Origin of the sequence: Streptomyces chengmaiensis (assembly GCF_029846775.1) — a bacterium.
Lineage (GTDB): Bacteria > Actinomycetota > Actinomycetes > Streptomycetales > Streptomycetaceae > Streptomyces > Streptomyces chengmaiensis.
Window position 1 is genome coordinate 156,667 of sequence record NZ_JARWBG010000001.1, and the last position, 25,809, is coordinate 182,475.

General features: G+C 71.6%; 22 protein-coding genes and 1 pseudogene. 14 read left to right on the plus strand and 9 right to left on the minus strand.

Annotation, left to right across the window (positions count from 1 at the left end):
• Positions 1-33: 33 nt before the first annotated feature.
• Positions 34-510, plus strand: coding sequence for a MarR family winged helix-turn-helix transcriptional regulator (locus QCN29_RS00640; RefSeq protein ID WP_240137943.1), 477 nt, complete (start codon positions 34-36; stop codon positions 508-510).
• Between the two features lie 353 nt (positions 511-863).
• Complete coding sequence (locus QCN29_RS00645; protein WP_279925444.1) at positions 864-2,249, plus strand: FAD-binding oxidoreductase; 1,386 nt, start codon at positions 864-866, stop codon at positions 2,247-2,249.
• Between the two features lie 233 nt (positions 2,250-2,482).
• Here the strand turns inward: QCN29_RS00645 and meaB are convergent, their stop codons facing one another.
• Both meaB and QCN29_RS00655 read right to left on the minus strand, forming a co-directional pair.
• Complete coding sequence (meaB, locus tag QCN29_RS00650) at positions 2,483-3,439, minus strand: methylmalonyl Co-A mutase-associated GTPase MeaB (RefSeq protein WP_279925445.1); 957 nt, start codon at positions 3,437-3,439, stop codon at positions 2,483-2,485.
• A gap of 35 nt (positions 3,440-3,474) precedes the next feature.
• On the minus strand, positions 3,475-4,674 hold the full coding sequence (locus tag QCN29_RS00655) for an acetyl-CoA C-acetyltransferase (protein WP_240135050.1): 1,200 nt from the start codon (positions 4,672-4,674) through the stop codon (positions 3,475-3,477).
• A gap of 148 nt (positions 4,675-4,822) precedes the next feature.
• On the opposite strand from QCN29_RS00655, the gene mce reads away from it, so the two are divergent.
• The 7 genes from mce (at position 4,823) to QCN29_RS00690 (ending at position 14,610) form a co-directional block, all read left to right on the plus strand.
• Positions 4,823-5,263: a methylmalonyl-CoA epimerase gene (gene mce, locus QCN29_RS00660; protein WP_240135049.1), complete on the plus strand. Its 441-nt coding sequence runs from the start codon at positions 4,823-4,825 to the stop codon at positions 5,261-5,263.
• 167 nt (positions 5,264-5,430) lie between these two features.
• Entirely contained in the window at positions 5,431-9,390 is a 3,960-nt protein-coding gene (gene scy / locus QCN29_RS00665; RefSeq protein ID WP_279925446.1) for a polarized growth protein Scy, read from the plus strand.
• A 114-nt stretch (positions 9,391-9,504) separates the two neighbouring features.
• On the plus strand, positions 9,505-10,443 hold the full coding sequence (locus QCN29_RS00670) for a coiled-coil domain-containing protein (protein WP_240135047.1): 939 nt from the start codon (positions 9,505-9,507) through the stop codon (positions 10,441-10,443).
• A gap of 181 nt (positions 10,444-10,624) precedes the next feature.
• Complete coding sequence (locus QCN29_RS00675) at positions 10,625-11,677, plus strand: ABC transporter ATP-binding protein (RefSeq protein WP_279925447.1); 1,053 nt, start codon at positions 10,625-10,627, stop codon at positions 11,675-11,677.
• A gap of 3 nt (positions 11,678-11,680) precedes the next feature.
• Positions 11,681-12,460, plus strand: coding sequence for an ABC transporter permease (locus QCN29_RS00680; protein ID WP_240135045.1), 780 nt, complete (start codon positions 11,681-11,683; stop codon positions 12,458-12,460).
• Between the two features lie 159 nt (positions 12,461-12,619).
• Positions 12,620-13,789, plus strand: a complete 1,170-nt coding sequence (locus QCN29_RS00685) for an ATP-binding cassette domain-containing protein (protein ID WP_279925448.1) — start codon at positions 12,620-12,622, stop codon at positions 13,787-13,789.
• Positions 13,786-14,610 (plus strand): ABC transporter permease subunit, encoded by an 825-nt coding sequence (locus tag QCN29_RS00690; RefSeq protein WP_279925449.1) that lies wholly within the window; start codon positions 13,786-13,788, stop codon positions 14,608-14,610. The genes QCN29_RS00685 and QCN29_RS00690 overlap by 4 nt, the downstream gene beginning before the upstream one ends.
• A gap of 142 nt (positions 14,611-14,752) precedes the next feature.
• Here QCN29_RS00690 and QCN29_RS00695 read toward each other — a convergent pair whose 3' ends face one another.
• Positions 14,753-15,082, minus strand: coding sequence for an ATP/GTP-binding protein (locus tag QCN29_RS00695; protein WP_240135042.1), 330 nt, complete (start codon positions 15,080-15,082; stop codon positions 14,753-14,755).
• Positions 15,083-15,295: 213 nt separating this feature from the next.
• On the opposite strand from QCN29_RS00695, the gene QCN29_RS00700 reads away from it, so the two are divergent.
• Positions 15,296-16,363 carry an LLM class flavin-dependent oxidoreductase gene (locus tag QCN29_RS00700; RefSeq protein WP_279925450.1) on the plus strand — a complete coding sequence of 356 codons (1,068 nt, stop codon included), beginning with the start codon at positions 15,296-15,298 and terminating at the stop codon, positions 16,361-16,363.
• Between the two features lie 110 nt (positions 16,364-16,473).
• On the opposite strand, the gene QCN29_RS00705 is transcribed toward QCN29_RS00700, so the two are convergent.
• Entirely contained in the window at positions 16,474-16,866 is a 393-nt protein-coding gene (locus tag QCN29_RS00705; protein ID WP_279925451.1) for an SCO5389 family protein, read from the minus strand.
• A 244-nt stretch (positions 16,867-17,110) separates the two neighbouring features.
• Here QCN29_RS00705 and nucS point away from each other — a divergent pair, with 244 nt between their 5' ends.
• Positions 17,111-17,773 (plus strand): endonuclease NucS, encoded by a 663-nt coding sequence (gene nucS / locus QCN29_RS00710; RefSeq protein WP_240135039.1) that lies wholly within the window; start codon positions 17,111-17,113, stop codon positions 17,771-17,773.
• Positions 17,774-17,857: 84 nt separating this feature from the next.
• Here nucS and QCN29_RS00715 read toward each other — a convergent pair whose 3' ends face one another.
• The 4 genes from QCN29_RS00715 to QCN29_RS00730 all read right to left on the minus strand — a co-directional run bounded on the left by QCN29_RS00715 (position 17,858) and on the right by QCN29_RS00730 (position 22,711).
• Positions 17,858-20,569 (minus strand): ATP-binding protein, encoded by a 2,712-nt coding sequence (locus QCN29_RS00715; RefSeq protein ID WP_279925452.1) that lies wholly within the window; start codon positions 20,567-20,569, stop codon positions 17,858-17,860.
• A 241-nt stretch (positions 20,570-20,810) separates the two neighbouring features.
• Complete coding sequence (locus QCN29_RS00720) at positions 20,811-21,134, minus strand: STAS domain-containing protein (RefSeq protein WP_279925453.1); 324 nt, start codon at positions 21,132-21,134, stop codon at positions 20,811-20,813.
• 213 nt (positions 21,135-21,347) lie between these two features.
• Complete coding sequence (locus QCN29_RS00725; protein ID WP_279925454.1) at positions 21,348-22,196, minus strand: 3-hydroxyacyl-CoA dehydrogenase family protein; 849 nt, start codon at positions 22,194-22,196, stop codon at positions 21,348-21,350.
• A gap of 212 nt (positions 22,197-22,408) precedes the next feature.
• Complete coding sequence (locus QCN29_RS00730; protein ID WP_318036679.1) at positions 22,409-22,711, minus strand: hypothetical protein; 303 nt, start codon at positions 22,709-22,711, stop codon at positions 22,409-22,411.
• A gap of 80 nt (positions 22,712-22,791) precedes the next feature.
• Here QCN29_RS00730 and QCN29_RS00735 point away from each other — a divergent pair.
• The 3 genes and pseudogenes from QCN29_RS00735 to QCN29_RS00745 all read left to right on the plus strand — a co-directional run bounded on the left by QCN29_RS00735 (position 22,792) and on the right by QCN29_RS00745 (position 24,880).
• Positions 22,792-23,460 (plus strand): annotated as a pseudogene (locus QCN29_RS00735) (ATP-binding cassette domain-containing protein).
• Between the two features lie 29 nt (positions 23,461-23,489).
• On the plus strand, positions 23,490-24,062 hold the full coding sequence (locus QCN29_RS00740) for a cob(I)yrinic acid a,c-diamide adenosyltransferase (RefSeq protein WP_279925455.1): 573 nt from the start codon (positions 23,490-23,492) through the stop codon (positions 24,060-24,062).
• A 239-nt stretch (positions 24,063-24,301) separates the two neighbouring features.
• A complete protein-coding gene (locus tag QCN29_RS00745; RefSeq protein ID WP_398859069.1) occupies positions 24,302-24,880 on the plus strand; it encodes a Uma2 family endonuclease in 579 nt (192 codons plus the stop codon).
• 177 nt (positions 24,881-25,057) lie between these two features.
• On the opposite strand, the gene QCN29_RS00750 is transcribed toward QCN29_RS00745, so the two are convergent.
• Entirely contained in the window at positions 25,058-25,639 is a 582-nt protein-coding gene (locus QCN29_RS00750) for a hypothetical protein (protein ID WP_279925456.1), read from the minus strand.
• Between the last annotated feature and the right edge of the window lie 170 nt (positions 25,640-25,809).

The following is a 25,809-nucleotide window of genomic DNA, read 5'->3' on the forward strand; positions in this document are numbered from 1 at the left end:
TCCGATTTTCAACTTCTTAGGTAGAATCCATATATGGAGACCGAGACGGCCACCCGCTGGCTGACCGATGCCGAGCAGTGCGCCTGGCGCACTCACCTTGATGTCAGCAGACTGCTGATGCACCAGCTCGAGAAGGACCTCCAGCCGTTCGGCCTGACCAACAACGACTACGAGATCCTGGTCAACCTCTCGGAGTCGGCCGAGCGCCGTATGCGGATGAGCGACCTGGCCACGGCCACCCTCCAGTCCAAGAGCCGCCTCTCCCACCAGATCACACGTATGGAGAACGCGGGACTGGTGCGCCGGGAGAACTGCGAGTCGGACCGGCGGGGGCTGTACGCCGTGCTCACCGAGCACGGCATGGAGACCATGCGCAAGGTCGCACCGCACCATGTCGAGTCGGTGCGCAGGCACTTCATCGATCTGCTGTCGCCCGAGGCGCTGCAGGCGCTGCGCGATTCGCTGTCGCCGGTGGCGGACCATCTGCGGGGCAGACGCGGCAAGGCCTGATCCGCGAGCGGGGCGGCCCGGGCCGGACACGGCGACCCGCAGGCACGGGGGGGCCGGCAGGACACGGGAAGCCGACAGGCACCGGGCCGACAGGCACCGGGCCGACAGGCACGGAGGGCCGACAGGCGCGGGCGACCGGCAGGACACGGCGGCCCGCAGGCACAGGGGGCCGACAGGCACGGGCGACCGGCCGGCGACGCCGTCGGCCGCCCGCTGTGGCGGCGTCGCGTGACGCCGTGGCAGCGGGCACGACGCCGCGGCTGTCGGCGCGGCGTTCCGCCGACGCGCGGGCGGGGTGGGCGGACCTTACGATGGGAAGGTCCTGTCCGCCCCTCTCGGACAGGGGGCACACCATGACTTCTCCCCGTCTTGCCGAGCCGTCGCTGGAAGCGCTCCGCACACGCCTCACCGGGGATGTGATCCTCCCCGACGACCCGGCCTATGACGAGGCCAGGACGATCTTCAACGCAATGATCGACCGCCGTCCGGCGGTGATCGCACAGTGCGAGACGGCCGCTGACGTGTCGGCCGCGGTGCTCTTCGCCAGGGAGCAGGGCCTCGACGTGGCGGTGCGCGGGGGCGGCCACAGCGTCGCGGGACTCGCCCTCAACGACGGCGGACTGGTGGTCGATCTGCGCCGGATGCACGCGGTCACGGTCGACCCCGAGGCGCGCACGGCGCGGGTCGGCGGCGGCGCCACGATGAGCCATCTGGACCGGGCCACCCAGCAGTTCGCGCTTGCGACGACCGGCGGCCGGGTGTCCACCACCGGGGTCGGCGGCTTCACGCTCGGCGGCGGATCGGGCTGGCTGGAGCGGAAGTTCGGGCTCGCCTGCGACAACCTGGCCGCCGTCGACCTGGTGACGGCGGACGGCCGTGAGGTGCACGCGGACGAGGACGAGAACCCGGAGCTGTTCTGGGCGCTCCACGGGGGCGGCGGGAACTTCGGCGTGGCCACGGCGATCACACTGAGGCTGCATCCGCTGCCGGTGCTGTCCTTCGCCCTGCTGATGTTCCCGGCCGCCAAGGGCAACGAGGTGGTGCGGCTGTACCGGGACTTCATGGAGGCCGCGCCGGACGAGGCCGGGGGCGGTCTGCTCTACATCACGGGCCCGCCCGAGGAGTTCGTCCCCGAGCATCTGGTGGGCACGGCCGTCTGCGCCGTGCTGATCACCTGCACCGGCCCGGAGGCCGACGTGCGCCGGCTCGCCCGGCCGCTGCTGGCGCCGGGCCCCGAGGTGGAGATCATCCAGGAGACGCCGTACGCGGAACTGCAGTGCATGCTCGACGACCCGCCGGGCATGCGGAACTACTGGTCGGCGGAGTACCTGCGCGCCTTCCCTGACGAGGCCGTACGGCGCTTCTGCGACCGTGCCGCCGACATGCCCGTCCCCACCAACTCCCAGCACGTCCTCTTCCCCATGGGCGGCGCGGTCGCCCGCGGCGACTCCTCCTTCCCGGTGCCCTGGCGCACGGCGCCCTGGGCCGTCCACCCCTTCGGCGTCTGGGCCGACCCCGCAGACGACGAACGGGCCAGGCGGTGGGTCCGCGCCGTGCGGGAGGACGCACAGCCGTGGGCCATCGGACGCGTGTATCTGAACTTCATCGGCGACGAGGGTGAGGAACGGGTGATGGCGGGGTTCGGGCCGGAGAACTACCGGAGGCTGGCGAAGGTCAAGGCGGAGTACGACCCGGAGAACGTGTTCCGGCGGAACCACAACATCAAGCCGGCGGTGTGAGGGGCCGGGGGCTGTTCCCCGCCCCGCCCCCTCCCGAAACCGGGGGCAAACCCCCAGACCCCGTACGGTCTGAAGGGCGTGCCCTCACCCCCCAGCTGCCGCTGGGAGGAGCCCCTCCCCTTCGGCCGTGTCCTCAATCGCCGGACGGGCTTGAACTGCCCGCACGTCGGGCAACTTCAAGCCTCGCCGGCTATTGAGGCGCGGGGCGCGGGGGCGGAGCCCCCGGAAAGGCCCTACCCCTCCGTCAGACCCGCCACCAGTTCGTCCGCCGCCGCGTACGGGTCAAGATCACCCTCGACGATGCGTTCCGCGAGGGTGCCGAGGCGGCGGTCCCCGTGCAGGTCGGCGATGCGGGCGCGCAGGGCGGTGACCGCGATCGCCTCGACCTCGTCGGCCGCGCGGCGGGTGCGGCGCTCCGCGAGGACGCCGTGCTCCTCCATCCAGGCGCGGTGCTTCTCCAGGGCTTCGACGACCTCGTCGACGCCCTCCGCCCGCGCCGCGACCGTCTTCACGATCGGCGGCCGCCAGTCGCCGGGCGTGCGGGCCTCGCCCAGGCCCAGCATGTGGTTGAGTTCGCGGGCGGTGGCGTCCGCGCCGTCGCGGTCGGCCTTGTTGACGACGTACACATCGCCGATCTCCAGGATGCCGGCCTTCGCCGCCTGGATGCCGTCGCCCATGCCCGGCGCCAGCAGCACCACGGAGGTGTCCGCCTGGGAGGCGATCTCCACCTCGGACTGGCCGACGCCGACCGTCTCGACGAGGATCACGTCGCAGCCGGCCGCGTCCAGGACGCGGATCGCCTGCGGGGCGGCCCAGGCGAGGCCGCCGAGATGCCCGCGGGTGGCCATGGAGCGGATGTAGACGCCGGGGTCGGAGGCGTGCTCCGACATCCGCACCCGGTCGCCCAGCAGCGCGCCGCCCGAGAACGGCGACGACGGGTCGACGGCGAGCACGCCGACCCGCTTCCCGGCCCGCCGGTACGCCGTCACCAGCGCCGACGTGGACGTGGACTTGCCGACGCCCGGCGAACCGGTCAGCCCGACCACATAGGCGTTGCCGGCCAGCGGGGCGAGCGCCGCCATCACCTCGCGCAGCTGCGGGGACGCCCCCTCCACCAGGGAGATCAGCCGGGCGACGGCCCTCGGCCGGCCCTCCCTCGCCTGAGCGACCAGCTGGGGGACGTCCACCATCACACAGCTCCCTGTTTCGCGTACCGTCGCGTCTCTTACTTCACCGGCACCCGGACGATCAGCGCATCGCCCTGGCCGCCGCCGCCGCACAGCGCCGCCGCGCCCACTCCGCCGCCCCGGCGCTTGAGCTCCAGTGCAAGGTGGAGCACCAGGCGCGCGCCGGACATGCCGATGGGGTGGCCGAGGGCGATGGCGCCGCCGTTGACGTTCACCTTTTCCGGGCTTGCCCCGAGCTCCTTCATTGACTGCACCGACACCGCGGCAAACGCCTCGTTGATCTCGATGAGGTCAAGATCCTCGACGGCGATGCCCTCCTTGCCGGCCGCGTGGCGGATGGCGTTGGACGGCTGGGAGTGCAGGGAGCTGTCCGGGCCCGCCACATTGCCGTGCGCGCCGATCTCCGCGATCCACTCCAGGCCGAGCTCCTCGGCCTTGGCCTTGCTCATCACCACGACCGCTGCCGCGCCGTCCGAGATCGGCGAGGACGAGCCGGCCGTGATCGTGCCGTCCTTGGCGAAGGACGGGCGCAGCTTGCCGAGGGTCTCCGCCGTGGTCTCGGGCCGCACGCCCTCGTCCTTGGTGACCAGCACCGGGTCGCCCTTGCGCTGCGGCACCTCGACCGGGGTGATCTCGGCCTCGAACAGGCCGTTCTTCTGTGCGGCGGCCGCCCGCTGGTGGGAGAGCGCGGAGATCTCGTCCTGCTCGGCGCGGCCGATGCCGAGGCGCGCGTTGTGCTTCTCCGTGGACTCGCCCATGGCGATGCCCTCGAAGGAGTCGGTGAGGCCGTCGTGCGCCATCGAGTCGAGCACCTGCATCGAGCCGTACTTGACGCCCTCGCGGGACGGCAGCAGATGCGGTGCGTTGGTCATGGACTCCTGGCCGCCGGCCACGACGATGTCGAACTCTCCGGCGCGGATCAGCTGGTCGGCCAGCGCGATGGAGTCCAGGCCCGAGAGACACACCTTGTTGACGGTGAGCGCGGGCACGCCCATCGGGATGCCGGCCTTGACGGCTGCCTGCCGGGCCGGGATCTGGCCCGCCCCGGCCGTCAGCACCTGGCCCATGATCACGTACTGCACCTGGTCGCCGGAGATGCCCGCCCGGTCCAGCGCCGCCTTGATGGCGAAGCCGCCGAGGTCGGCGCCGGAGAAGGACTTGAGCGAGCCGAGCAGACGGCCCATGGGCGTACGGGCGCCCGCGACGATCACTGAGGTGGTACCGGTCGTTCCAGACATGAGGCGCGATTCCCCTTCCAGCGCGACGGCTGAGGAGTGAACGAGGGTTTACCTCAAATGTACTGAGCGGTACGCGGTCGGGTCACCGGCCGACCGGTGTGATCGCGCGCACGTTGCGTAACCGTGTCCGGAGCGCTGCACTGGGGGCATGCTGACGCGAATCGACCACATCGGGATCGCCTGTTTCGACCTCGACAAGACCGTGGAGTTCTACCGGGCCACGTACGGCTTCGAGGTCTTCCACACCGAGGTCAACGAGGAGCAGGGCGTGCGCGAGGCCATGCTCAAGATCAACGAGACCTCCGACGGCGGGGCCTCCTACCTCCAGCTGCTGGAGCCCACCCGCGAGGACTCCGCGGTCGGCAAGTGGCTGGCCAAGAACGGCGAGGGCGTGCACCACATCGCGTTCGGGACGGCGGACGTAGACGGGGACGCGCAGTCGATCCGGGACAAGGGCGTACGTGTGCTGTACGACGAGCCCCGTATCGGTTCGATGGGCTCCCGCATCACGTTCCTGCACCCCAAGGACTGCCACGGAGTGCTGACGGAGCTGGTCACCTCGGCCCCGGACGACTCTGCGGAGCACTGACCGCACACATCCCCGGCCCGGTAGAGTGGGCTGTTCCGGGCCGGGGCCGGGTTCGGGGCCGTGCCGCGTCCCCGCCGTTGATCTGTCACCATTCCCCGGGGGGCCGTTCGCCGTCGGACGGTGCTCGTGTGGAGAATTGTTAACCAGGGGACGGATGGGACCGCGCAGTGCGGGGCTACGAACGCCAGGAGAGCCACCGAGCTGACGACGACCACCTTTCGCGGTTCGAAGCCGAGATGGACCGGCTGAAGACCGAGCGGGAGAAGGCCGTCCAGCACGCCGAAGACCTCGGCTACCAGGTCGAGGTGTTGCGCGCCAAGCTCCATGAGGCGCGGCGCGCTCTCGCGTCCCGTCCTGCCTACGACAGCGCGGACCTCGGCTACCAGGCCGAGCAGATGCTGCGGAACGCGCAGCTCCAGGCCGACCAGATGCGCATGGACGCCGAGCGCGAACTGCGCGAGGCCCGCGCCCAGACCCAGCGCATCCTCCAGGAGCACGCCGAGCACCAGGCCCGGCTCCAGGCCGAACTGCACGCCGAGGCCAACCAGCGCCGCCAGCAGCTGGACCGGGAGCTGGCCGAGCGCCGGCAGACCGTCGAGGCGCATGTCAACGAGAACGTCGCCTGGGCCGAGCAGCTCCGCGCCCGCAGCGAGTCCCAGGCCCGCCGGCTGCTGGAGGAGTCCCGCAGCGAGGCCGAGCAGGCCCTGGCCACCGCCCGCGCCGAGGCCGCGCGGGTGGCGGAGGAGACCCGCAGGCGGGTCTCCTCCGAAGCGGAGACCGCCCGCAGCGAGGCCGAGGCGATCCTGCTCCGCGCCCGCAAGGACGCCGAGCGGCTGCTCAACGCCGCCTCCAGCCAGGCGCAGGAGGCCACCGCCCACGCCGAGCAGCTGCGTTCGTCGACCACGGCCGAGTCCGAGCAGGCCAGGCAGCAGGCCGCGGAGCTCAGCCGTTCCGCGGAACAGCGCATTCAGGAAGCGGACGAGCGGCTGCGCGAGGCGCGCACGGAGTCCGAGAAGGTCCTCACGGAGGCCAAGGAGTCGGCCGCCAAGCAGCTGGCGTCCGCCGAATCCGTCAACGAACAGCGCACCCGCACCGCGAAGGCCGAGATCGCCCGGCTGGTCGGCGAGGCCACCAAGGAGGCCGAAGCCCTCAAGGCCGAGGCCGAGCAGGCCCTGCAGGACGCCCGCGCCGAGGCCGAGAAGCTGGTCGCCGAGGCAGCGGAGAAAGCGCGTACGGCGGCGGCCGAGGACTCCGCGGCGCAGCTCGCCAAGGCGGCGCGCACCGCGGAGGAGGTGCTCAGCAAGGCCTCGGAGGACGCCCAGGGCACCACCCGCGCGGCGGCCGAGGAGGCCGAACGCATCCGCCGCGAGGCCGAGGCCGAGGCGGACCGGCTGCGCGCCGAGGCCGAGGACCAGGCGGACCAGCTCAAGGGCGCCGCCAAGGACGACACCAAGGAGTACCGCGCCAAGACCGTCGAGCTGCAGGAGGAGGCGCGGCGGCTGCGCGGCGAGGCCGAGCAGCTGCGCGCCGAGGCGGTGGCGGAGGGCGAGCGGATCCGCGGCGAGGCCCGCCGCGAGGCCGTGCAGCAGATCGAGGAGGCGGCCCGCACCGCCGAGGAGCTGCTGACGAAGGCCCGCACGGACGCCGACGAACTGCGGGCCGCGGCCGGCTCGGACAGCGAGAAGGTCCGTACGGAGGCCATCGAGCGGGCCACGACGCTGCGCAGGCAGGCCGAGGAGACCCTGGAGCGGACCCGCGCCGAGGCCGAGCGGCTGCGCACCGAGGCCGAGGAGCAGGCCCAGGCGGTGACGGCGGCGGCCGAGGAGGCCGCAGCGCAGCTGCGCGAGGAGACCGAGCAGGGCGTCGAGGCGCGGCGAGCGGAAGCCGCCGAGGAGCTGAACCGGCTGCACGCGGAGGCCGAGGAGCGGCTTGCCGCGGCGGAGCAGGCGCTGGCGGAGGCGCGCGGCGAGGGCGAGCGGATCCGGCGCGAGGCGGCCGAGGAGACCGAGCGGCTGCGCACCGAGGCGGCCGAGCGGCTGCGGGGGCTGCGGGAGCAGGCCGAGCAGGAGGCGGACCGGCTGCGCACCGAGGCCGCGGCCGACGCCTCGGCGGCGCGTGCGGAGGGCGAGACGGCCGCGTCCCGGCTGCAGAGCGAGGCGGCCGCGGAAGCGGAGCGGCTGCGCACCGAGGCGCAGGAGAACGCGGACCGAATCCGCTCCGAGGCGGCCGCGGCGGCCGAGCGGGTGGGCGCGGAGGCCGCGGAGGCGCTGGCCGCCGCGGCGGAGGAGGCCGCCCGGCGGCGCCGTGAGGCGGAGGAGACCCTCGGTTCGGCCCGAGCGGAGGCCGACCAGGAGCGCCGGCGGGCGCGCGAGCAGAGCGAGGAGCTGCTGGCCTCGGCGCGCAAGCGGGTCGAGGACGCGGAGGCCGAGGCCCAGCGCCTGGTCGAGGAGGCCGAGCACCGGGCCTCGGAGATGGTCGCGGCCGCCGAGCAGACCGCGCAGCAGGTGCGGGACTCGGTCGCCGGTCTGCACGAGCAGGCCGAGGAGGAGATCGCCGGGCTGCGGTCCGCTGCAGAGCACGCGGCGGAGCGCACGCGTACAGAGGCGCAGGAGGAGGCGGACCGGGTCCGCACCGACGCCTACGACGAGCGGGAGCGCGCCTCGCAGGACGCCACCCGGCTGCGGGAGCGTGCGCACGAGGAGACGGAAGCGGCCAAGGAGCTGGCGGAGCGCACCGTTTCGGAGGCGATCGCCGAATCCGAGCGGCTGCGCACCGAGTCCTCGGAGTACGCGCAGCGGATGCGCACCGAGGCGTCCGACGCGCTGGCCTCCGCCGAGCAGGACGCGACGCGTACCCGAGCCGAGGCTCGCGAGGACGCTAACCGCATCCGCACCGACGCGGCGGCCCAGGCCGATCTGCTCATCGGCGAGGCGACGTCCGAGTCCGAGCGGCTGCGCACCGAGGCTGCCGAGGTGCTGGCTGCGGCGGAGGCGGACGCCGCCCGGCTGCGCACCGAGGCCGAACAGGTCAAGGCCGACGGCGAGACCCGGGCCGAGCAGCTGCGCGCCGCCGCCCGCGCCGACGGCGAACAGGTCCTCGACGAGGCCCGCGAGGCGGCGGCCAAGCGCCGCGCGGACGCGGCCGAGCAGGCCGACCAGCTCATCGCCGAAGCCGCCGGCGAGGCGGAGCGGCTGCGCGCCGAAGCCGCCGAGACGGTGGGGTCGGCGCAGCAGGCGGCCGGGCGGATCGCGGCCGAGGCGGAGAAGGTCAGGGCGGACGCCGAGGCGGCGGCCGAGAAGATGCGCTCCGAGGCGCGCGAGGAGGCCGACCGCACCGTCGACGAGGCCCGCGAGGCGGCGGCCAAGCGTCGCGCGGACGCGGCCGAGCAGGCGGATCAGCTCATCTCCAAGGCCCAGGAGGAGGCGCTGCGCGCCGCCACGGAGGCCGAGGAGCAGGCCGACACGATGGTCGGCGCGGCCCGCAAGGAGGCCGAGCGGATCGTCTCCGAGGCGACGGTGCAGGGCAACACCCTGGTGGAGAAGGCCCGTACGGACGCCGACGAGCTGCTCGTCGGCGCACGCCGGGACGCGGCCGCCATAAGGGAACGCGGCGAGGAGCTGCGGGCCCGTACCGAGGCGGAGGTCGAGGAGCTGCACGAGCGGGCCCGCAAGGAGACCGCCGAGCAGCTGAAGACCGCGGGCGAGCGGGCCGACCAGCTGGTGAAGGCCGCGACCGAGCAGCGGGAGGAAGCCGAGGCCAAGGCCAAGGAGCTCATGTCCGAGGCCTCTTCGGAGGCGAGCAAGGTGCGGATCGCCGCGGTCAAGCGTGCGGAGGGGCTGCTCAAGGAGGCGGAGCAGAAGAAGGCCGGGCTCGTCAGGGAGGCCGAGGCGGTCAAGGCGGAGGCCGAGCGGGAGGCGGACGAGCTGATCGCCGAGGGCAAGCGGGAGCTGGAGGTGCTGGTGCGCAGGCGCGAGGACATTCAGGCGGAGATCTCCCGTGTCCAGGATGTGCTCGAGGCGTTGGAGTCTTTCGAAGCCCCCGGGGGCGGCGGCAAAGAGGGCTCGGGAGTCAAAGCGGGCGCCACGGCCGGAGTTACACGTTCGAGTGGCAAGTCGTCCGACGGCTAGCCACTCAAAAGGCTGGACATTCTCCAGATCAAACGGGCATACGCTCGATGACACGCCGCTTCGACCCCTAGGATTCCCCCTAACACCTCACCGGTCTCATTCGACAGGAACCCCATGAGCGACACTTCCTCCCCCTTCGGCTTCGAGCTCGTGCGGCGTGGTTACGACCGCGGTCAGGTGGATGACCGCATTACCAAACTCGTCGCAGACCGAGACAGTGCTCTGGCCCGCATCACTTCTCTGGAGAAGCGCATCGAGGAGCTCCACCTCGAGACGCAGAACGCCCAGGCCCAGGTCAACGACGCGGAGCCGTCGTACGCGGGCCTCGGTGCGCGCGTGGAGAAGATCCTCCGCCTCGCCGAGGAAGAGGCGAAGGACCTGCGCGAGGAGGCCCGCCGCGCTGCCGAGCAGCACCGGGAACTCGCCGAGTCCGCCGCCCAGCAGGTACGCAATGACGCCGAGTCGTTCGCCGCGGAGCGCAAGGCGAAGGCGGAGGACGAGGGCGTCCGCATCGTCGAGAAGGCCAAGGGCGAGGCCAGCACGCTGCGCGCCGACGCGCAGAAGGACGCGCAGTCCAAGCGGGAGGAGGCGGACGCGCTCTTCGAGGAGACCCGCGCCAAGGCCGCCCAGGCCGCTGCCGACTTCGAGACGAACCTCGCCAAGCGGCGCGAGCAGTCCGAGCGCGACCTGGCATCGCGTCAGGCGAAGGCGGAGAAGAGGCTGGCGGAGATCGAGCACCGCGCCGAGCAGCTCCGGCTGGAGGCCGAGAAGCTGCGCACGGACGCGGAGCGCCGGGCCCGTCAGACGGTGGAGACGGCGCAGCGCCAGGCCGAGGACATCGTGGCCGACGCCAACGCCAAGGCGGACCGCATCCGCAGCGAATCGGAGCGCGAGCTGGCGGCGCTGACGAACCGCCGCGACTCCATCAACGCCCAGCTGACCAACGTCCGCGAGATGCTGGCCACGCTGACGGGCGCCGCGGTGGCCGCGGCGGGCGCGCCCGCGGACGACGAGCCGATCACCCGGGGAGTTCCTGCTCAGCAGTCGCGCTGACCGCCGAGCTTTCAGGGGCTCCGCCCGGACCCCGTTCCCCGAGCGCCGGAGGGGCTGAGAGATCAGCCCCTCCGGCGTTTGTGTCCGCAGCCGAGTCCGCAGCTGAGTCCGCACCCGAGTCCGCAGCGAAAAGTGGCGCCGCCCGGTGGCGGAGGGCAGGCTTCCCCCTTAGCGTGGCCGCATGATCGAGCTCGAGGGTCTCACCAAGCACTTCGGCGCGAAGGTGGCGGTCGACCATCTGTCCTTCACGGTGCGGCCGGGCGTGGTGACGGGATTCCTCGGGCCGAACGGCGCGGGCAAGTCGACCACGATGCGCATGATGCTGGACCTCGACAATCCGACCAGCGGCACGGTCCGCATCGACGGCAGGCACTACCGGGACCTCGCGGAGCCGCTGAAGTACATCGGGGCGCTGCTGGAGGCGTCCAAGGCGATGCACGGCGGGCGCAGCGCCTACAACAATCTGCTGTGTCTCGCCCAGTCGAACCGCATCCCGGCGTCCCGGGTGCGCGAGGTGCTGGACCTCGTCGGTCTCACGGCCGTGGCCCGGAAGAAGTCCAAGGGCTTCTCGCTCGGTATGAACCAGCGGCTCGGCATCGCATCCGCGCTGCTCGGCGATCCCGAGATCCTGATGTTCGACGAGCCGGTCAACGGCCTTGACCCCGAGGGAATTCACTGGATCCGCAATCTGATGAAGCAGCTCGCCGCCGAAGGACGGACGATCTTCGTCTCCTCCCATCTGATGAGCGAAATGGCCCTGACCGCCGATCATCTGATTGTGATCGGGCAGGGAAAGCTGCTGGCCGACACGTCGATGGCGGATTTCATCCAGGAGAACTCGCGCAGCTATGTGCGGATGCGTTCACCGCAGCGGGAGCGGGTGCTCGACGTGCTGCGCGCCGAGGGGCTGACCGCCGTCGAGGCGGGCAGCGGTGTGCTGGAGATCGACGGTGCGACCGCCGAGCAGATCGGGGAGCTGGCAGCCCGGCATCAGATCACCCTGCATGAGCTGAGCGCGCAACGTGCCTCTCTGGAGGAGGCGTTCATGCAGATGACCGCCGCCTCGGTGGAGTACCACGCGCATGCCGCGGGCGAGCACGGCGTCCCGGCCGAGGCGCCTCCGGGCGCGCCGACCCCGCCGGGCGCGCCGGATCAGCCGGGGCAGCCGGCCGTGCAGTGGGGCCGGAGCTACGAAGAGCGGCGGCGCCGTCGCAGCAGCCGCAAGGGAGCGTGACCGATGGCCTCCGTACCCGCCGTCCTGCAGTCCGAGTGGACCAAGGTCCGTACGGTCTCCTCCACCGTCTGGACGCTGGTGAGCGCCCTGGTGGTCACCGTCGCGATGAGCGCCGGGATCAGCGCCCTGATGAAAGCCACCTTCGACGAGCTGTCCGAGCTGGAGCAGGCGACGTTTGACCCGACGTTCGTCAGCTTCTCCGGGATGATCCTCGGCCAGCTCGCCATGGTGGTCTTCGGTGTGCTGGTCGTGGGCACCGAGTACAGCTCGGGCATGATCCGCACCTCGCTGGCCGCGGTTCCGCAGCGTGCGACGTTCCTCTTCAGCAAGATGGCGGTGGCCACCGCGCTGGCGCTGGCTGTCGGCATGGTCACCAGCTTTCTGGCCTTCTTCGCCGGCCAGGCGCTGCTGGGCGAGCACCGTACGACGCTCGGCGCGGACAACGTGCTGCGCGCGGTCATCGGCGGCGGCCTCTACATGGGGCTGATCGCGCTGTTCTCGATGGGCGTGGCGACGATGCTGCGCTCCTCGATCCTGTCCCTGGGCATCCTGGTGCCGTTCTTCTTCCTGGTCTCCCAGATCCTGATCTCCGTGCCAAAGGCGAAGACGGTCGCCCAGTACTTCCCCGACCAGGCCGGCTCAAAGATCATGCAGGTGGTGCCGGACGCCCTGGGCAGCGATGTAGCCCCGTACGGACCCTGGGGCGGGCTGGGGATCATGTGCGCGTGGGTGGCGGCGGCACTGCTCGGCGGCTATCTGGTGCTGAAGAAGCGCGACGCCTGACCAGGCCGGGAGGGGCGTCCCGACCCCGTCGGCCATCTGCCGGTCACTTTCGGCTTGGCCGGAACCGTCAAGGCACGGCTATCCTCCTAACTCTTACGGGGGCGTACGGCCGGATGGCGGCGTGTGCCCGACGACCCGCAAAGTCGATGGGGCTGGAGAATGATCGAGGCAGTCGGCCTGACCAAGCGCTACGGCGCGAAGACGGCCGTGTACAACCTTTCCTTCCAGGTGAGGCCGGGGCTGGTGACCGGGTTCCTCGGACCCAACGGCGCCGGGAAGTCGACGACGATGCGCATGATCCTCGGGCTTGACCAGCCCTCCGGGGGCCATGTGACAATCGGCGGCCGTCCGTTCAAGCAGCTGCCGAACGCGCCGCGGCAGGTCGGCGCGCTGCTGGACGCCAAGGCCGTGCACGGCGGGCGCAGCGCGCGCAACCATCTGCTGTCGCTGGCCCAGCTGTCCGGCATCCCGGCCCGCCGGGTCGACGAGGTGCTCGGCGTGGTCGGCCTGCAGGAGGTCGCCAAGAAGCGCTCCAAGGGGTTCTCGCTCGGCATGGGCCAGCGCCTGGGCATCGCGGCTGCGCTGCTGGGCGATCCGCAGGTGCTGCTCTTCGACGAGCCGGTCAACGGCCTCGACCCCGAGGGCATCCTCTGGGTCCGCAATCTGATGAAGCAGCTCGCCGCCGAGGGCCGTACGGTCTTCGTCTCCTCCCATCTGATGAGCGAGATGGCGCTCACCGCCGACCATCTGATCGTGATCGGCCGTGGCCAGCTCCTCTCGGACATGAGCGTCAGGGACTTCATCTCGGCCAACTCGGCCGACTTCGCCCGGGTCCGCACCCCGCAGACCGAGGCAGAGCAGCGCGAGAAACTGTCCGCGGCCCTCACGGAGGCCGGCGGCCAGGTCATGCCGGAGCCGGACGGCGCGCTGCGGGTGACGGGGCTTCCGCTGCCGCGCATCAGCGACCTCGCTCACGAGGCCGACGTACGGCTGTGGGAGCTCTCCCCGCACCAGGCCTCGCTCGAGGAGGCCTATATGCGGATGACGCAGGGCGCCGTCGACTACCGCTCCACCGCCGACCAGAAGGCGGGTCTGATGCAGCAGCCGCCGATGGGCGCCATGGGGCCGGTTCCGGGACACGAGCAGCAGATCCCCGAGGTGCCGCAGCAGGGCTTCTACGCCCCGCCGCCACCCCAGCCGGGCCAGCACCCCGATGCACAGGGGACTCCCGCGCCGCCCGCTGCCGCTCCCGGCGGCCCCGCCCCCGCTGCTCCCTCCTCCCCCACTGCTCCGCCCGCCGGCCCGACCACGTCCGAGGACGCCCGATGACCACCCCGTACCAGCAGCAGGGCGCACCCGGCGCCTCCTACACCTCGCCGATCCCGGTGCGCAACACCCACCTCGGCGACGCCCTCGCCTCCGAGTGGACCAAGATCCGCTCGGTGCGCTCCACGATGTGGACGCTCGGCGTGATGATCGTGCTGATGGTCGGCCTCGGGCTGCTCACGGCGAGCCTCGTGGCCGCCGCCGATCCCGACCTCGAAGGCCAGTCGGTGCTCTCCCTCGGCTTCTCCGGGGTGCTGCTCGGCAGCATCTGCGTGATGACGCTGGGCGTGCTGACCATCTCCTCGGAGTTCGGCACCGGGATGATCCGCACGACGCTGACCGCCTGCCCCAGCCGCGGCCGGGTGCTGGCCGCCAAGGCGATCGTCTTCTTCCTGCTGGTCTTCACCCTCACCACGGTCACGACGGCGATCGTCGGCGCCGTGCAGGTCGGCATCGTCGGCGGCGAGCCGTCGGGCGAGGACTGGTTCCGCGCCACCGTGGGCGTCGGTCTCTATGTCGCGGTCCTGGGTCTGCTGGCGCTGGCCGTCGGCGCGCTGATCCGGCACTCGGCGGGCGCGATCACCATCATGATCGGGGTGATGCTGCTTCCCCTCGTGGTCGCGATCTTCATGTTCTCCGAGTCGCTCCGCGATGTGCAGGAGGCGCTGTTCCAGTACTCGATCCCCAACCAGATCGGCGTGCTCTACGACTCCGCGGTGACGACGTCCGGGCCGACCGGCTGGCAGCCGCTGTGGATCGTCATGGGCGTGACGGCGGTCGCGATGGCCGGCGCGTTCGCCCTGCTCCGCACGCGCGACGTCTGACGGGGCACGTCGACCGGGCACGTCAGAACCGAGCATGTCGACCGGGGCCGGGCACGGCTGACCGGGCACGTCCGACAAGGCACATCTGACCAGGCGCATCTGACCGGGGCCGGGCACGCGGCCCGTCAGCCTGCCGGCCTGCTCAGTGCCTCGGCGCGTTACGGGACCGCTGCACCCTCGCGGTGCGGCGGTCCTTCGCGTTCCAGCACGCCTTGTGCCAGTGCCTGCGGTCGTCGACGCCGCCGTACTCCGGCCACGCCACCACATGCGGCATGCCGGAGGGGATCTCCTGATCGCAGCCGGGGCAGCGGTACGTCTTACCCGCGGCACTCGCCCCGGCGACATGGCGGACCGACCACTCCTCGCCCTGCCAGGACTCGCTGCGCCCGAACCCGCCGTACCGGCCGGCCGTTTCACTGCGGCGTTCGTCGGATCGCTCGCCCCCACGGGGGCGGTTGCGGCGCGGGGACACGTGACACCTCACGGGGCAAGTCCGGACAGTTCCCCTCCAGCCTACGGTCCGTGTCAGCGGGTACGTGTACCGCAAGACCCTCCACGGTGACGACCGTCATCATGAGTTACCGGAAAATCGCAAGAACTTCACGGATGGCCGTGCCCATGGCACGTGTCAGACGTTAATGCGGTCAGGGGGAGTGACGCGTCGGCCGCAAGGAGGCAGAAGGCGATGCGCGTGGGAACGTTCGTACTGGGGGCCCAGTTTCCGGGCCAAGGGCAGGGGGAGGCGCTGCATCGAGCGGTGCGGAGCGCCGAAGTCGCCGAGGAGGCCGGGCTGGACTCGGTGTGGCTGGCGGAGCACCACTTCGTACCGTACGGGGTATGCCCGTCGGCCGTGACGCTCGCCGCGCTGCTGCTGGGCCGCACCCGGCGGATCAGGGTCGGCACCGCCGTCAGCGTGCTGCCGACCGTCCATCCGGTGGCGCTGGGGGAGCAGTCGGCGCTGCTGCACCTCACCTCCGGCGGGCGGTTCACCCTGGGCGTGGGCCGCGGCGGCCCCTGGGTGGACCTGGAGGTGTTCGGCGCAGGCCTGGAGGCATACGAGAAGGACTTCCCCGAGTCTCTCGACCTGCTGCTGCGCTGGCTGCGCGAACCCCGTGTCGGACACGAGGGGGAACGATTCAGCTTCCGCGAAGTGGCCGTCGTGCCCAGGCCCGACGAGCTGATCGCCGACCCGCACTCCGCCGCCGACGGGGCCGCCGGGTCCGGCAGCGGCTCCGGGCCCGAGGTGGTCATCGCCTGCACGTCTCCCAAGAGCGTCGAGCGGGCCGCGGTGCGCGGCCTCCCGATGCTGCTGGGGATGCACTGCGGCGACGAAGAAAAGGCGGACATGGTCGCACTATGGCGCAAGCAGGCGCTTGCCGCGGGCCGTTCACAGGAAGAAGTGGACAAAGCCGCACATGTGTCCGCCGGAGTGGTACAGATCGAGGACGGCCGGGAGGAGGCGACGCAGACTCTGGTGAAGGCCATGCCGGGCTGGCTCAAGCAGGGGCTTGACGCCCATGTCACCGTCGACGGGCGGCGCCGCGCGATGCGCGATCCGGTGTCCTACACCGAACTGCTGTGCTCCCTGCACCCGGTGGGCCCGCCCCGCCTCGCCGCGGACCGTATCGCGGCCACCTCGGAGCGCACCGGCATCACCCGCTTCGCCCTGCTCGCCGAAGGCTCCGGAGATCTGGCGGCCACCGAGGAGAACGTCCGGCGGCTGGGCGCCGAGGTGCTGCCGCTGCTCGACTGACGCTGCCCGACGTCTCTGTTCGACCGACGCTGCTCGACTGACTCCGCTCGGCTGACGCTGCCGCCCCGCCACCAGATGCACCTCCCGCGATGCGGAGCGGCAGCAGAAGTTCAGCAGTCGCGCAGTTCCGGCGACTGGTTGAGCAGCTGGGCCCGCGAGGAGGTGAAGCGGGCGAGCCGCTTGTCCACCGAGGGGTCCAGAGGGAACACCGCGACGCGGTGACAGTTCTGGAACGCCAGACGTACTCCGAAGTGCCTCTGCAGCGCGCCGCGTATGGCGTCACTCGCGAGCGCGCGCAGCAGCTGGCCGCGGGCCTGCTCGTCCGGCGGAGGCGTCTGGTTGTCGGCGAAGTCGCCGCCGTCCACCTTCAGCTGAGCCACCAGAGAACTGATCATCTCCCATGCGAAGGGCAGGGAGGTCCGGACGCAGTCGACGAAGGCGGCTTCGTCGACCTCGCCTCGCTCGGCCTGATCCAACAGCGCCGGTGAGACGTCGAGCGACATGAGTTCTCCTCTCGCGGCCCCCGAGTGAGGACGGAGGCCTTACGGGCAGGGAAGGAGGCGCCGACGTGCGCGGCGGATCGACGACGCACAGCGACGCAGAGTGCACAACCGACGACCTCCCGTCTCCACGGTAAGTGCGCTGTCCAGAGGGCACCAGAAGATTGGGAGTACAACCGGCCATCGGCGAACGGGGCTTCCAGGGCGAATCGCGCGCGACCGCGTCCGTCGAGTAGCGTTGCGGACCATGCGTCTCGTCATCGCCCGCTGCTCCGTGGACTACGCGGGCCGGCTCACCGCCCATCTGCCCTCCGCCCCCCGTCTGATCCTGGTCAAGGCGGACGGCAGCGTGTCCATCCACGCGGACGACAGAGCGTACAAACCGCTCAACTGGATGTCCCCGCCGTGCACGCTGAAGGAAGACGAGGACAGCGTATGGACGGTGGTCAACAAGGCAGGCGAGAAATTGATCATCACCATGGAGGAGGTTCTCCATGACTCCTCGCATGAACTGGGCGTGGACCCCGGACTCATCAAGGACGGCGTGGAAGCCCATCTCCAGGAGCTACTCGCCGACCGGATCGAGACACTGGGCGAGGGCTACAGCCTGATCCGGCGTGAATACCCCACCGCGATCGGGCCGGTGGACATCCTCTGCCGGGACGCGGACGGCGGGACCGTCGCAGTGGAGATCAAGCGACGCGGTGAGATCGACGGTGTGGAGCAGCTCACCCGCTATCTGGAACTGCTCAACCGCGACCCGCACCTGGCACCGGTGAAGGGCGTCTTCGCGGCCCAGGAGATCAAGCCGCAGGCGCGGGTGCTGGCGACGGACCGCGGGATCGGCTGTGTGGTGCTGGACTATGACGCGCTGCGCGGCATCGAGGACGACAAGCTGCGGCTCTTCTGAGCGCGACGGGCGCGAGCATGGCCCCGGACGGCATCGCCGTCCGGGGCCGAGCGCGTTCGAGGGGCGTCCGCCCCGGCCGGACCGTCAGATGACGGGGCTGCCCGACCCCGAACCGGAGGGCGAGCCGCTGCTCGGCTCCGACCCGGTCTCGGCGGGCGAGTCGGCGGAGCCGGAGGCGGCCGACGAGGTCGCGGTGGTGGGGGTGGCGTGGGGGGCGCTGGCGGTGGTGTCCGTACCGGTGCCGCCTCCGCCTTCGCCGGTGCCGCCGGCCTCACCGCCGGAGTCCTCCGTACCCGTGGGCGTCGGGTCAGGCGTCGGGCCCGGCTCCGTCTGTGTGGGGGTGGGCGTCGGCGACCCGCCAGAGTCCGTCGGCGAGGGCTTGGGCGTAGGCGACGACGGCGAACCGGTGCCCGGCGTCGTCTGGGTCGGCGTCCGACTCGGCTGTCCGGGGGTCGTCGGATTCTGACCCGGGCGGGACTGCCCCGTCGTCGGTGTGGAGCCGCCGCCCGCCGCCGGGACCGAGGACGAGGAGCCGGGACTCGGCGTCGTCCCGTCCGAGGAAGAGGACGAGGGCGCGTCGCTCGGGGCGTGGAGGCTGCTGGGGGTGTCGGCGACCGGCACATCCGCGTCGAGGCCGGTGTCGGTGTCGTCCTCGTTCGCCGACTGGCCCTGGCGCACCTTCTCCCCGGGAGGATTCTCCTGGTCCGAGGTCGCGCCGAGCGTCACCACGGTGCCCAGCACGGCGGCGAGCAGAGCGCCCGCGCCCACGGCCACCAGATTGCGCCGGGCCCCGCTGAGGAGCGACAGCCGGGACACTCCGGACACACCGCCGGACAACCGGTCCTTGAGGCCCGCGAGGGGCGCGAGGGGCGCGACCCGGCTCGTCATGACGGTCATGGGCTCGTCGTCCAGCGGTCCCCGCGACGCCGCCGCGCCCGGCGGCAGCTCCGGCCGCACCGACCCGGGATAAGGTCCCGGAGCAGACGCGGACGCGGGCTTCCGGTCGGAGGTGGAGAAGGTCTGCGAGACGATCGCCGGGAGGCCCGCGGTCGGCGCCTCGGACGAGTCGTACGGGGGACGGGGGGCCGCGGGGCTGTCGTCGCCCACGGTGAGCGGGGGCGCGACGGCGCCGGAGTCGCCCCGCGCCTGGTCGGAGACGAGGGCGAGCGCCCTGCGGCCGGCGACCGTGCCGCTCTTGTCGGCGAGGGCGCCGCGCATGCCGATGGAGGCTTCCAACTCGGCGCGGGCCCGGTCGACATTGCCGTTGCACAGCGCCAGCACGCCCAGTTCATGGTGGAAGTAGGCGTCTTCGGCCACTTCGCCCGCTATTCGGGCGGCCTCGGAGCCCAGTCGGAGCGTCTTCTCCCAGACGCCCCACTGCATGCCCGCGGCGAAGGCGGGGGCGGCGCTGCGGGCCAGCAGGACGGCCGCGCTGGCGTGTCCGGCCTCCTCGCTGGGGACGAGTGCCCTCAGGGCGGCGAGCATCGCGTCCGCCTCGCCCGCGGCCCGTTCGGGGCTGACCGAGGGGTGGCCCGCCCACCAGGCGTAGTGCTGGGCGGCGGTGTGGGCGTGGGCCGTGGCGTCGTCGGCGTAGCCCTTCTCCGTGAGCTGGGCGGCCACTCCGGGCGCGAGCCGGTAGCGGCCGCCGACGGCGGAGAGCAGCCCGCAGCTCATCAGCTCGCCGAGGGCCGCGTCCGCGTGGGTGTCCCCGACGAGTGCCGGCAGATGCGCCTGGTGGGGCACCTCGTCGCCGAGTGCCACGGCGAAGCGCAGGGCCTCGCGGGCGGAGGCGCTCATCCGGGAGGCCAGCAGGCCGGCCGGGGCCGCGCCCTCGCCGAGGGTGGGCAGCGGCACCTCGATGGCGCCGACGGATTCGAAGGGGCTGGCGTCCTCGACGGCCTCGGGGTCGGCGCGCAGGCTGTCGCACTGCCGCAGCAGGGCGCCGGCCTGTACGAAGCGCAGGGGCAGCCCTTCGGACTCAAACCAGAGGTCGCCCGCCCAGTTGGTCTCGTCCTCGGTCAGCGGCCGGTCCACGGCGCGCTCCAGCAGCTCCAGCGAGGAGCTGCGGCCGAGGCCGGTGAGCACCATCTCCTCGATGTGCGAGTCGGAGGAAGGCGCGGCGACGTCGGGGGCGGCGGCGAAGAGGAAGGCGCACTCGGGCGCGGCGTCGAGCAGTTCGTCCAGGGGCGCGCCGCCGAACTCCAGGTCGTCGAGGACGACGATCGCGCCGATCTCCGCGACGTAGGTGAGCAGTTCGTCCCGTTCCGGGCGGTGCCGGGGGGCGCGGAAGACCGCGGCGAAGAGGTCGTACAGCAGCTCGGCGGGGGTGCGGCCGAGGCCGTTGAGCCGTATGACTCCGTCGGGGGCGAGGTCTGCGCACTCCTCGGCCACGACATTGAGAAGAGTGGTGCGTCCGGAGCCGACGGGGCCGGTGAGGCGTATGGAGCGGCCGCGGCCGAGCAGGCGGACGAGCTGGCCGCGCTTCTCGTCCCGCTCCAGCAGGGGGAGCCGCGGGGCGGCGGGGCCGGGCGGCACGGGCGGCTGGGCGGCGCGGCGCAGTTCGGCGCGTTCGGAGGGGCTGTGGCGCTCGGGGCGATCGGGCCGCTCACCGGGCGGGCAGGGTTCGATCTCGCTGCCGTCGACGGGGTTGACCGTGAGGAGGAAGTCGCCCGACACCAGCTGGACGGTCCTGGCGGGCGACGCCGCCCCGGACGGCCCGAGATCGGGGGCGGCGGCGTCGCGCGTCGCCCGCGGCAGGCCGCTGCCCGCGTCCTCGCGGAAGCTGTCGTTGTCCATGGTCCTAGCCCCCCAGATGCGGTTGCTCGGCTTTGTCACCGTCGAGCTCTGGACCGATCCGACGGTGAGGCGTTCCGGAACCCTAGACGTTCGCTCAGTATTGCCGAACGGGCGGGGTGCCGCGCCGCCCGTCACGTCACATTCTCATGATGATTGGGCGCGTCGGGAGGTTCCCGCCCGGCTTGGACCAGGTCACACCGGCACGGCCCGGCTTACCCCGGCACGGGCCGGCTCGCGCCGATCAGACCCGAGGGACCGTTTCCGCTGCGAGGCCGCCTTCGACGGCGAGGATGCGGTGCAGCCGAGTGGCCACCAGCAGGCGCTGCATCTGCGGCGGCACTCCGCGCAGGACGAGCCGGCGGCCGCAGCGGCCGGCCCGTCGGTGCGCGCCCATGATGACGCCGAGTCCGGTGGCGTCCCATGAGTCGAGGGCGGTCAGATCGAGCACGAGGTCGCCGTGTCCGCCGTCGACGGCGGAGTGCAGGGCCGTACGGGCGTCCGCCGCGCTGCGGACGTCGAGGCGGCCCCCGACGACGAGCTCGGCGTGGTCGCCCCTGATGTGCATATGCGCTCCCCGAGAGTGCTCCGCTGGTCCGTGACAGGTGTGTGCGTATGTGCGCGGTGCTGGTGCGTACGCGTGGCGCCGAGCGGCGCCGGATCGTGCTGGTGACTCTTTTCTTTCAACAACTGACGGCCCCGTAAGCCGGGAAGTTGCCGTCTGTAAGCGAACCGATACCGAATTCACTCCAGAGGGTGATCCGGACTCGGCGGCAGCGGGTCAGTGGGTGTAAAAGCCCTGCCCGCTCTTACGGCCGATGTCGCCCGCGTCCACCATGCGGCGCATCAGCTCCGGCGGGGCGAACTTCTCGTCCTGGGTCTCGGTGTAGATGTTCGAGGTGGCGTGGAGCAGGATGTCGACGCCGGTCAGGTCGGCGGTGGCCAGTGGGCCCATGGCGTGGCCGAAGCCGAGCTTGCAGGCGATGTCGATGTCCTCGGCGGAGGCGACGCCCGACTCGTACAGCTTGGCGGCCTCGACGACGAGGGCCGAGATGAGCCGGGTGGTGACAAAGCCGGCGACGTCGCGGTTGACGACGATGCAGGTCTTGCCGACCGACTCGGCGAACTCCCGCGTGGCGGCCAGGGTTTCGTCGCTGGTCTTGTGGCCGCGCACCAGCTCGCACAGCTGCATCATCGGGACCGGCGAGAAGAAGTGGGCGCCGACGACCCGCTCCGGGCGCTCCGTCACGGCCGCGATCTTGGTGATCGGGATGGCGGAGGTGTTGGACGCGAGGACCGTCTCGTCCCGTACGAGCTTGTCGAGCGTACGGAAGATCTCGTGCTTGACCTCGAGCTTCTCGAACACGGCCTCGACGACGACGTCCGCGTCCGCGACGGCGTCCATGTCGGTGGTGGTCGTGATGCGGGCCAACGCGGCCTCGGCGTCTGCGGCTTGGAGCTTGCCCTTGGCGACGAAGCGGTCGTACGAGGTCTTGATGGCGTCCTTGCCGCGTGCCAGCGCGCCGTCGGTGACATCGCGCAGCACGACCTCCCAGCCCGCCTGGGCGGAGACCTGCGCGATTCCGGACCCCATGAGTCCGGCTCCGATGACGGCGAGCTTCCTGGCCACTGCGGCACCCCTTCGGCTGTGTGTGAACGACTGTCCCGTACGGCCGTGCAATCGCGCGACCGCGCGACTGGGCGACTGTGCGTATACGTATGGACGCTCTGCCGGAGGTTAGCGGTCGCGCGCCGCCAAGTGGCGGTGAAGAGATGCGCGTCACGTCTCAGATGACGGACATCACACCGGTACGGCGCAGCGGCCGCCCGTCGGCGCGCCCATCAGCCCTCGCGGACGGCGTACTTGAGCACCTGCTCCCCCAGCATCCCCTCCATGTCGTCGAGGAGGGCGAGTGCGCCGCGCGAGACTTCGGCGGCCTTGCGGCCTTTGACCATCTCCGCGCCGATCCACCCCATGAGGGCGGACTGGATCCAGGCGAGCTGACCGGCCATGAGGGCGGGCAGGGGGTCGTCGTCCGCCGCGCCGGTCTCGGCACGGAGGGTCTCCTCCAGCCGCAGGACGACCTCCTGCTGGATGGCCCAGAGCCGGGAGCGCAGGGGGTGCGCCTCCATGACCACGCGCATGAAGTCGGCATATCCGTCGATCAGGCCGACGGCCGGGGAGACGGCCTGGACTTCCCGGGTGCAGTTCGCGCAGTACGGCGGTGGAGACCAGGAGCGGACCCGTCACAGCGGTGCGCGGCATCGACCTGACCGTGCACAGCGGCGAGATCCTCGGCTTCCTGGGCCCGAACGGCGCGGGAAAGACCACCACGCTGCGGATGCTCACCACCCTGCTGGCGCCCACCGCGGGGGCGGCGACCCTGGCGGGCTGCGATCTGGTGCGCGACCCGCGGGGTGTACGGCGCGCGACCGGCTATGTCGCAGCCGCACCAGTCCGGCGGCGTCGACCCGCAGGTGACCGTGCGGGAGGAGCTGATCACCCAGGGGCGGCCGTACCGCCTGCCGAAGTCCCGTGCCGCAGCCCGGGCGGAAGAACTCGCGCACGCCCTCGCCCTCGCGGAGCTGCTGGACCGGAAGACCGCCGCGCTGTCGGGCGGACAGCGGCGCAGGGAGTTCGGACCCGCCGTCAACGCGCTCGCCATGCCGTCGATCCTGCTGTCCGGGCTGATGCTGCCGATGACGCTCGCACCGGGCTGGCTGGACGGACTCTCCCATGCGATGCCGTTCCGGTATCTCGTCGACGCGATGCGGGACGCGTACGTCGGCGAGTACGCCACGGCCTCCATGCTGCAGGGGCCCTGGTCGCCGCGGGCTTCGCGGTCCTCGCCGTGACGGTCGGCACACGGGTGTTCCGCAGCGCGGAGAGCTGAGCCGGGCCGCCCTTCACTAGGCTGGTCGCATGGTCAATCTGACGCGCATCTACACCCGCACCGGCGACACCGGCACCACGGCGCTCGGTGACATGAGCCGCACCGCCAAGACGGACCTGCGGATCGCCGCCTACGCCGATGCCAACGAGGCCAATGCCGCGATCGGCGCCGCGATCGCGCTGGGTCGGCTGGACGAGGCCGTCGTCAAGGTCCTGGTCCGCGTCCAGAACGACCTCTTCGACGTGGGCGCGGACCTGTGCACCCCGGTCGTGAAGGACCCCGAGCACCCGCCGCTGCGGGTCGAGCAGTCGTACATCGACAAGCTCGAGGCCGACTGCGACGTCTTCCTCGAACCCCTGGAGAAGCTCCGCAGCTTCATCCTCCCCGGCGGCGCCCCCGGCGCGGCCCTGCTGCACCAGGCGTGCACGGTGGTCCGCCGCGCGGAACGGTCCACATGGGCGGCGCTGGAGGTGCACGGAGAGACGATGAACCCGCTGACGGCGACGTATCTGAACCGTCTGTCGGACCTGCTGTTCATTCTCGCCAGGGCGGCGAACCGGGAGGTCGGGGACGTGCTGTGGGTGCCGGGCGGCGAGCGCTGACTCCCGAAGCCGGGGGCTCCGCTCCCGGCTTCGGGAAAGGCGGGGCAGGGGAACAGAACCCGAAGCCGTTACCTTCCTGGCCTGCGAAAACGCCGGAGAACCCAGACAAATACCCTGTTTCCATCCCCCTGAGTCCACGGTGCTACCCACGCGCCACACACCTGTTCGGCACGCAACAGCCGTCGGCACTACTGCCCCTCGGCTTCTGCCCCGCTTAGACTGAACGCGGGAGGTGTGTGGTGACCGTCACTGAGGACCGGCCGCAGATGCTGGCCGAGGAGTTCGAGCGCATCGCCGCCGCCGCCGAGCGCGAAGGCGTCCGGATGGAGTTCATCCACGGCAGGCTGGGAGTCAAAGCGGTGCCGGACGGCGACCACGACGAGATCATCCGCTGGCTCATGGAACGCTGCATGCAGCACCGCCCCGACTTGTGGCTCTACCCCGAACGCGGCCTGCGCGTCGAGCGCTACCGCAAGGGCCACGCCAAGCCCGACGGCACTCTCGCCCCCAAGGGCAGCTTCGCAGGCCAGGGCGAATGGGCCGATCCCAGCCAGGTGGTCATGATCGTCGAGGTCACCTCCTACGACAGCGATACCGACAAGCAAGACCGCGAGGAGAAGCCGAGCGCCTACGCCCAGACCGGTATCCCCGTCTACCTGCTTATCGACCGGGACACCTGCGAAACCCTCGTGTACACCGACCCCGACGGCGACACCTACGCCAACCTCGCCCGGCGCCCCTTCGGCCGCACCATCCACCTCCCCGACCCCGTCGGTATCACCCTCGACACCGAACCCCTCAAAGACTGGGTCTGCTGACCCTCCCCTCGGCGTTCGCGCCGCATCATCGCGTGCGGGGAGGTCGGCCCGGGTGTCCTGCGAGGACCGTTCCCGTATCTAGGAGCATGCGATGGCCGACGTGGCCTTCGTCCTCGCCACCGTCGCGATTAGCCGGATAGCAGCCAGCTCAGGAGTCGAACCCCCGGAGCGCCGCCCCTAGCGGTCCACCCTCACCGGCGGACGCCGCTCCGCGCCCTCCTCCCCCTTCGGCGGCTTCTTCTGCCAGATCGTGTAGCTCAGCGCGATCAGCCCGTGGATCGCCACCGCCCGCCCGGCCGCCGTCTGCCAGTCCGTCAGCGGCGTCGTGCGACCGGGGTCGTCCACGTACCAGATCGCGAACTGGAGCAGCACGGCCGCGACGGCCGCGGCGAGGAGTGTGCGCAGCCACAGCTTCGCCTCGTGCCTGGCACGGGCGGAGCCGTACCGCGGGGCCTTGACGGGAGGGGGGCCGCCGGCGAAGCGGTGGGCGAAGTGGCCGTCGACCCACTTGATCGTGTAGTGGCCGTAGGCGACCGTGAAACCGATGTAGAGCGCGGCGAGCCCGTGCTTCCAGTCCGGTTCCGCGCCGTTCTTCAGGTCGACGGCCGTGACGACCAGCAGCACGACCTCCAGCAGCGGCTCCAGCAGCAGCACGCCCGCACCCAGCCGCGGCAGCCGCGCCAGATAGCGCAGCGAGAGCCCCAGCGCCAGCAGCACCCAGAAGCCGACCTCACAGACCACGATCAGCGTGACGATCACAGCGCTCTCCCGTCGTTCCCCCGTGACTCCCCCGGTGTACCCGTCCCAGGTTCTCGGCCGGCGGGCGGGAAAGCGTCGTCGCCAGTGACGAGGTGGCACTGCATCCTTCGATGTAGTCGCAGGTCACCCCCTACGAGGAGGCCCCGGTCCGACCCGCCGTGTTTGATGGA

Excerpts from the sequence above, each read along its gene's own strand:
- QCN29_RS00690 (WP_279925449.1), top strand. The coding sequence starts at position 13,786 with ATGACCACCCCGTACCAGCAGCAGGGCGCACCCGGCGCCTCCTACACC.
- QCN29_RS00705 (WP_279925451.1), bottom strand. The coding sequence starts at position 16,866 with ATGTCGCTCGACGTCTCACCGGCGCTGTTGGATCAGGCCGAGCGAGGC.
- QCN29_RS00730 (WP_318036679.1), bottom strand. The coding sequence starts at position 22,711 with ATGCGCGTGGTCATGGAGGCGCACCCCCTGCGCTCCCGGCTCTGGGCC.
- nucS (WP_240135039.1), top strand. The coding sequence starts at position 17,111 with ATGCGTCTCGTCATCGCCCGCTGCTCCGTGGACTACGCGGGCCGGCTC.
- QCN29_RS00640 (WP_240137943.1), top strand. The coding sequence starts at position 34 with ATGGAGACCGAGACGGCCACCCGCTGGCTGACCGATGCCGAGCAGTGC.
- QCN29_RS00715 (WP_279925452.1), bottom strand. The coding sequence starts at position 20,569 with ATGGACAACGACAGCTTCCGCGAGGACGCGGGCAGCGGCCTGCCGCGG.
- QCN29_RS00700 (WP_279925450.1), top strand. The coding sequence starts at position 15,296 with ATGCGCGTGGGAACGTTCGTACTGGGGGCCCAGTTTCCGGGCCAAGGG.
- meaB (WP_279925445.1), bottom strand. The coding sequence starts at position 3,439 with ATGGTGGACGTCCCCCAGCTGGTCGCTCAGGCGAGGGAGGGCCGGCCG.
- QCN29_RS00685 (WP_279925448.1), top strand. The coding sequence starts at position 12,620 with ATGATCGAGGCAGTCGGCCTGACCAAGCGCTACGGCGCGAAGACGGCC.
- QCN29_RS00680 (WP_240135045.1), top strand. The coding sequence starts at position 11,681 with ATGGCCTCCGTACCCGCCGTCCTGCAGTCCGAGTGGACCAAGGTCCGT.
- mce (WP_240135049.1), top strand. The coding sequence starts at position 4,823 with ATGCTGACGCGAATCGACCACATCGGGATCGCCTGTTTCGACCTCGAC.
- QCN29_RS00675 (WP_279925447.1), top strand. The coding sequence starts at position 10,625 with ATGATCGAGCTCGAGGGTCTCACCAAGCACTTCGGCGCGAAGGTGGCG.
- QCN29_RS00645 (WP_279925444.1), top strand. The coding sequence starts at position 864 with ATGACTTCTCCCCGTCTTGCCGAGCCGTCGCTGGAAGCGCTCCGCACA.
- QCN29_RS00655 (WP_240135050.1), bottom strand. The coding sequence starts at position 4,674 with ATGTCTGGAACGACCGGTACCACCTCAGTGATCGTCGCGGGCGCCCGT.
- QCN29_RS00740 (WP_279925455.1), top strand. The coding sequence starts at position 23,490 with ATGGTCAATCTGACGCGCATCTACACCCGCACCGGCGACACCGGCACC.
- QCN29_RS00670 (WP_240135047.1), top strand. The coding sequence starts at position 9,505 with ATGAGCGACACTTCCTCCCCCTTCGGCTTCGAGCTCGTGCGGCGTGGT.
- QCN29_RS00720 (WP_279925453.1), bottom strand. The coding sequence starts at position 21,134 with ATGCACATCAGGGGCGACCACGCCGAGCTCGTCGTCGGGGGCCGCCTC.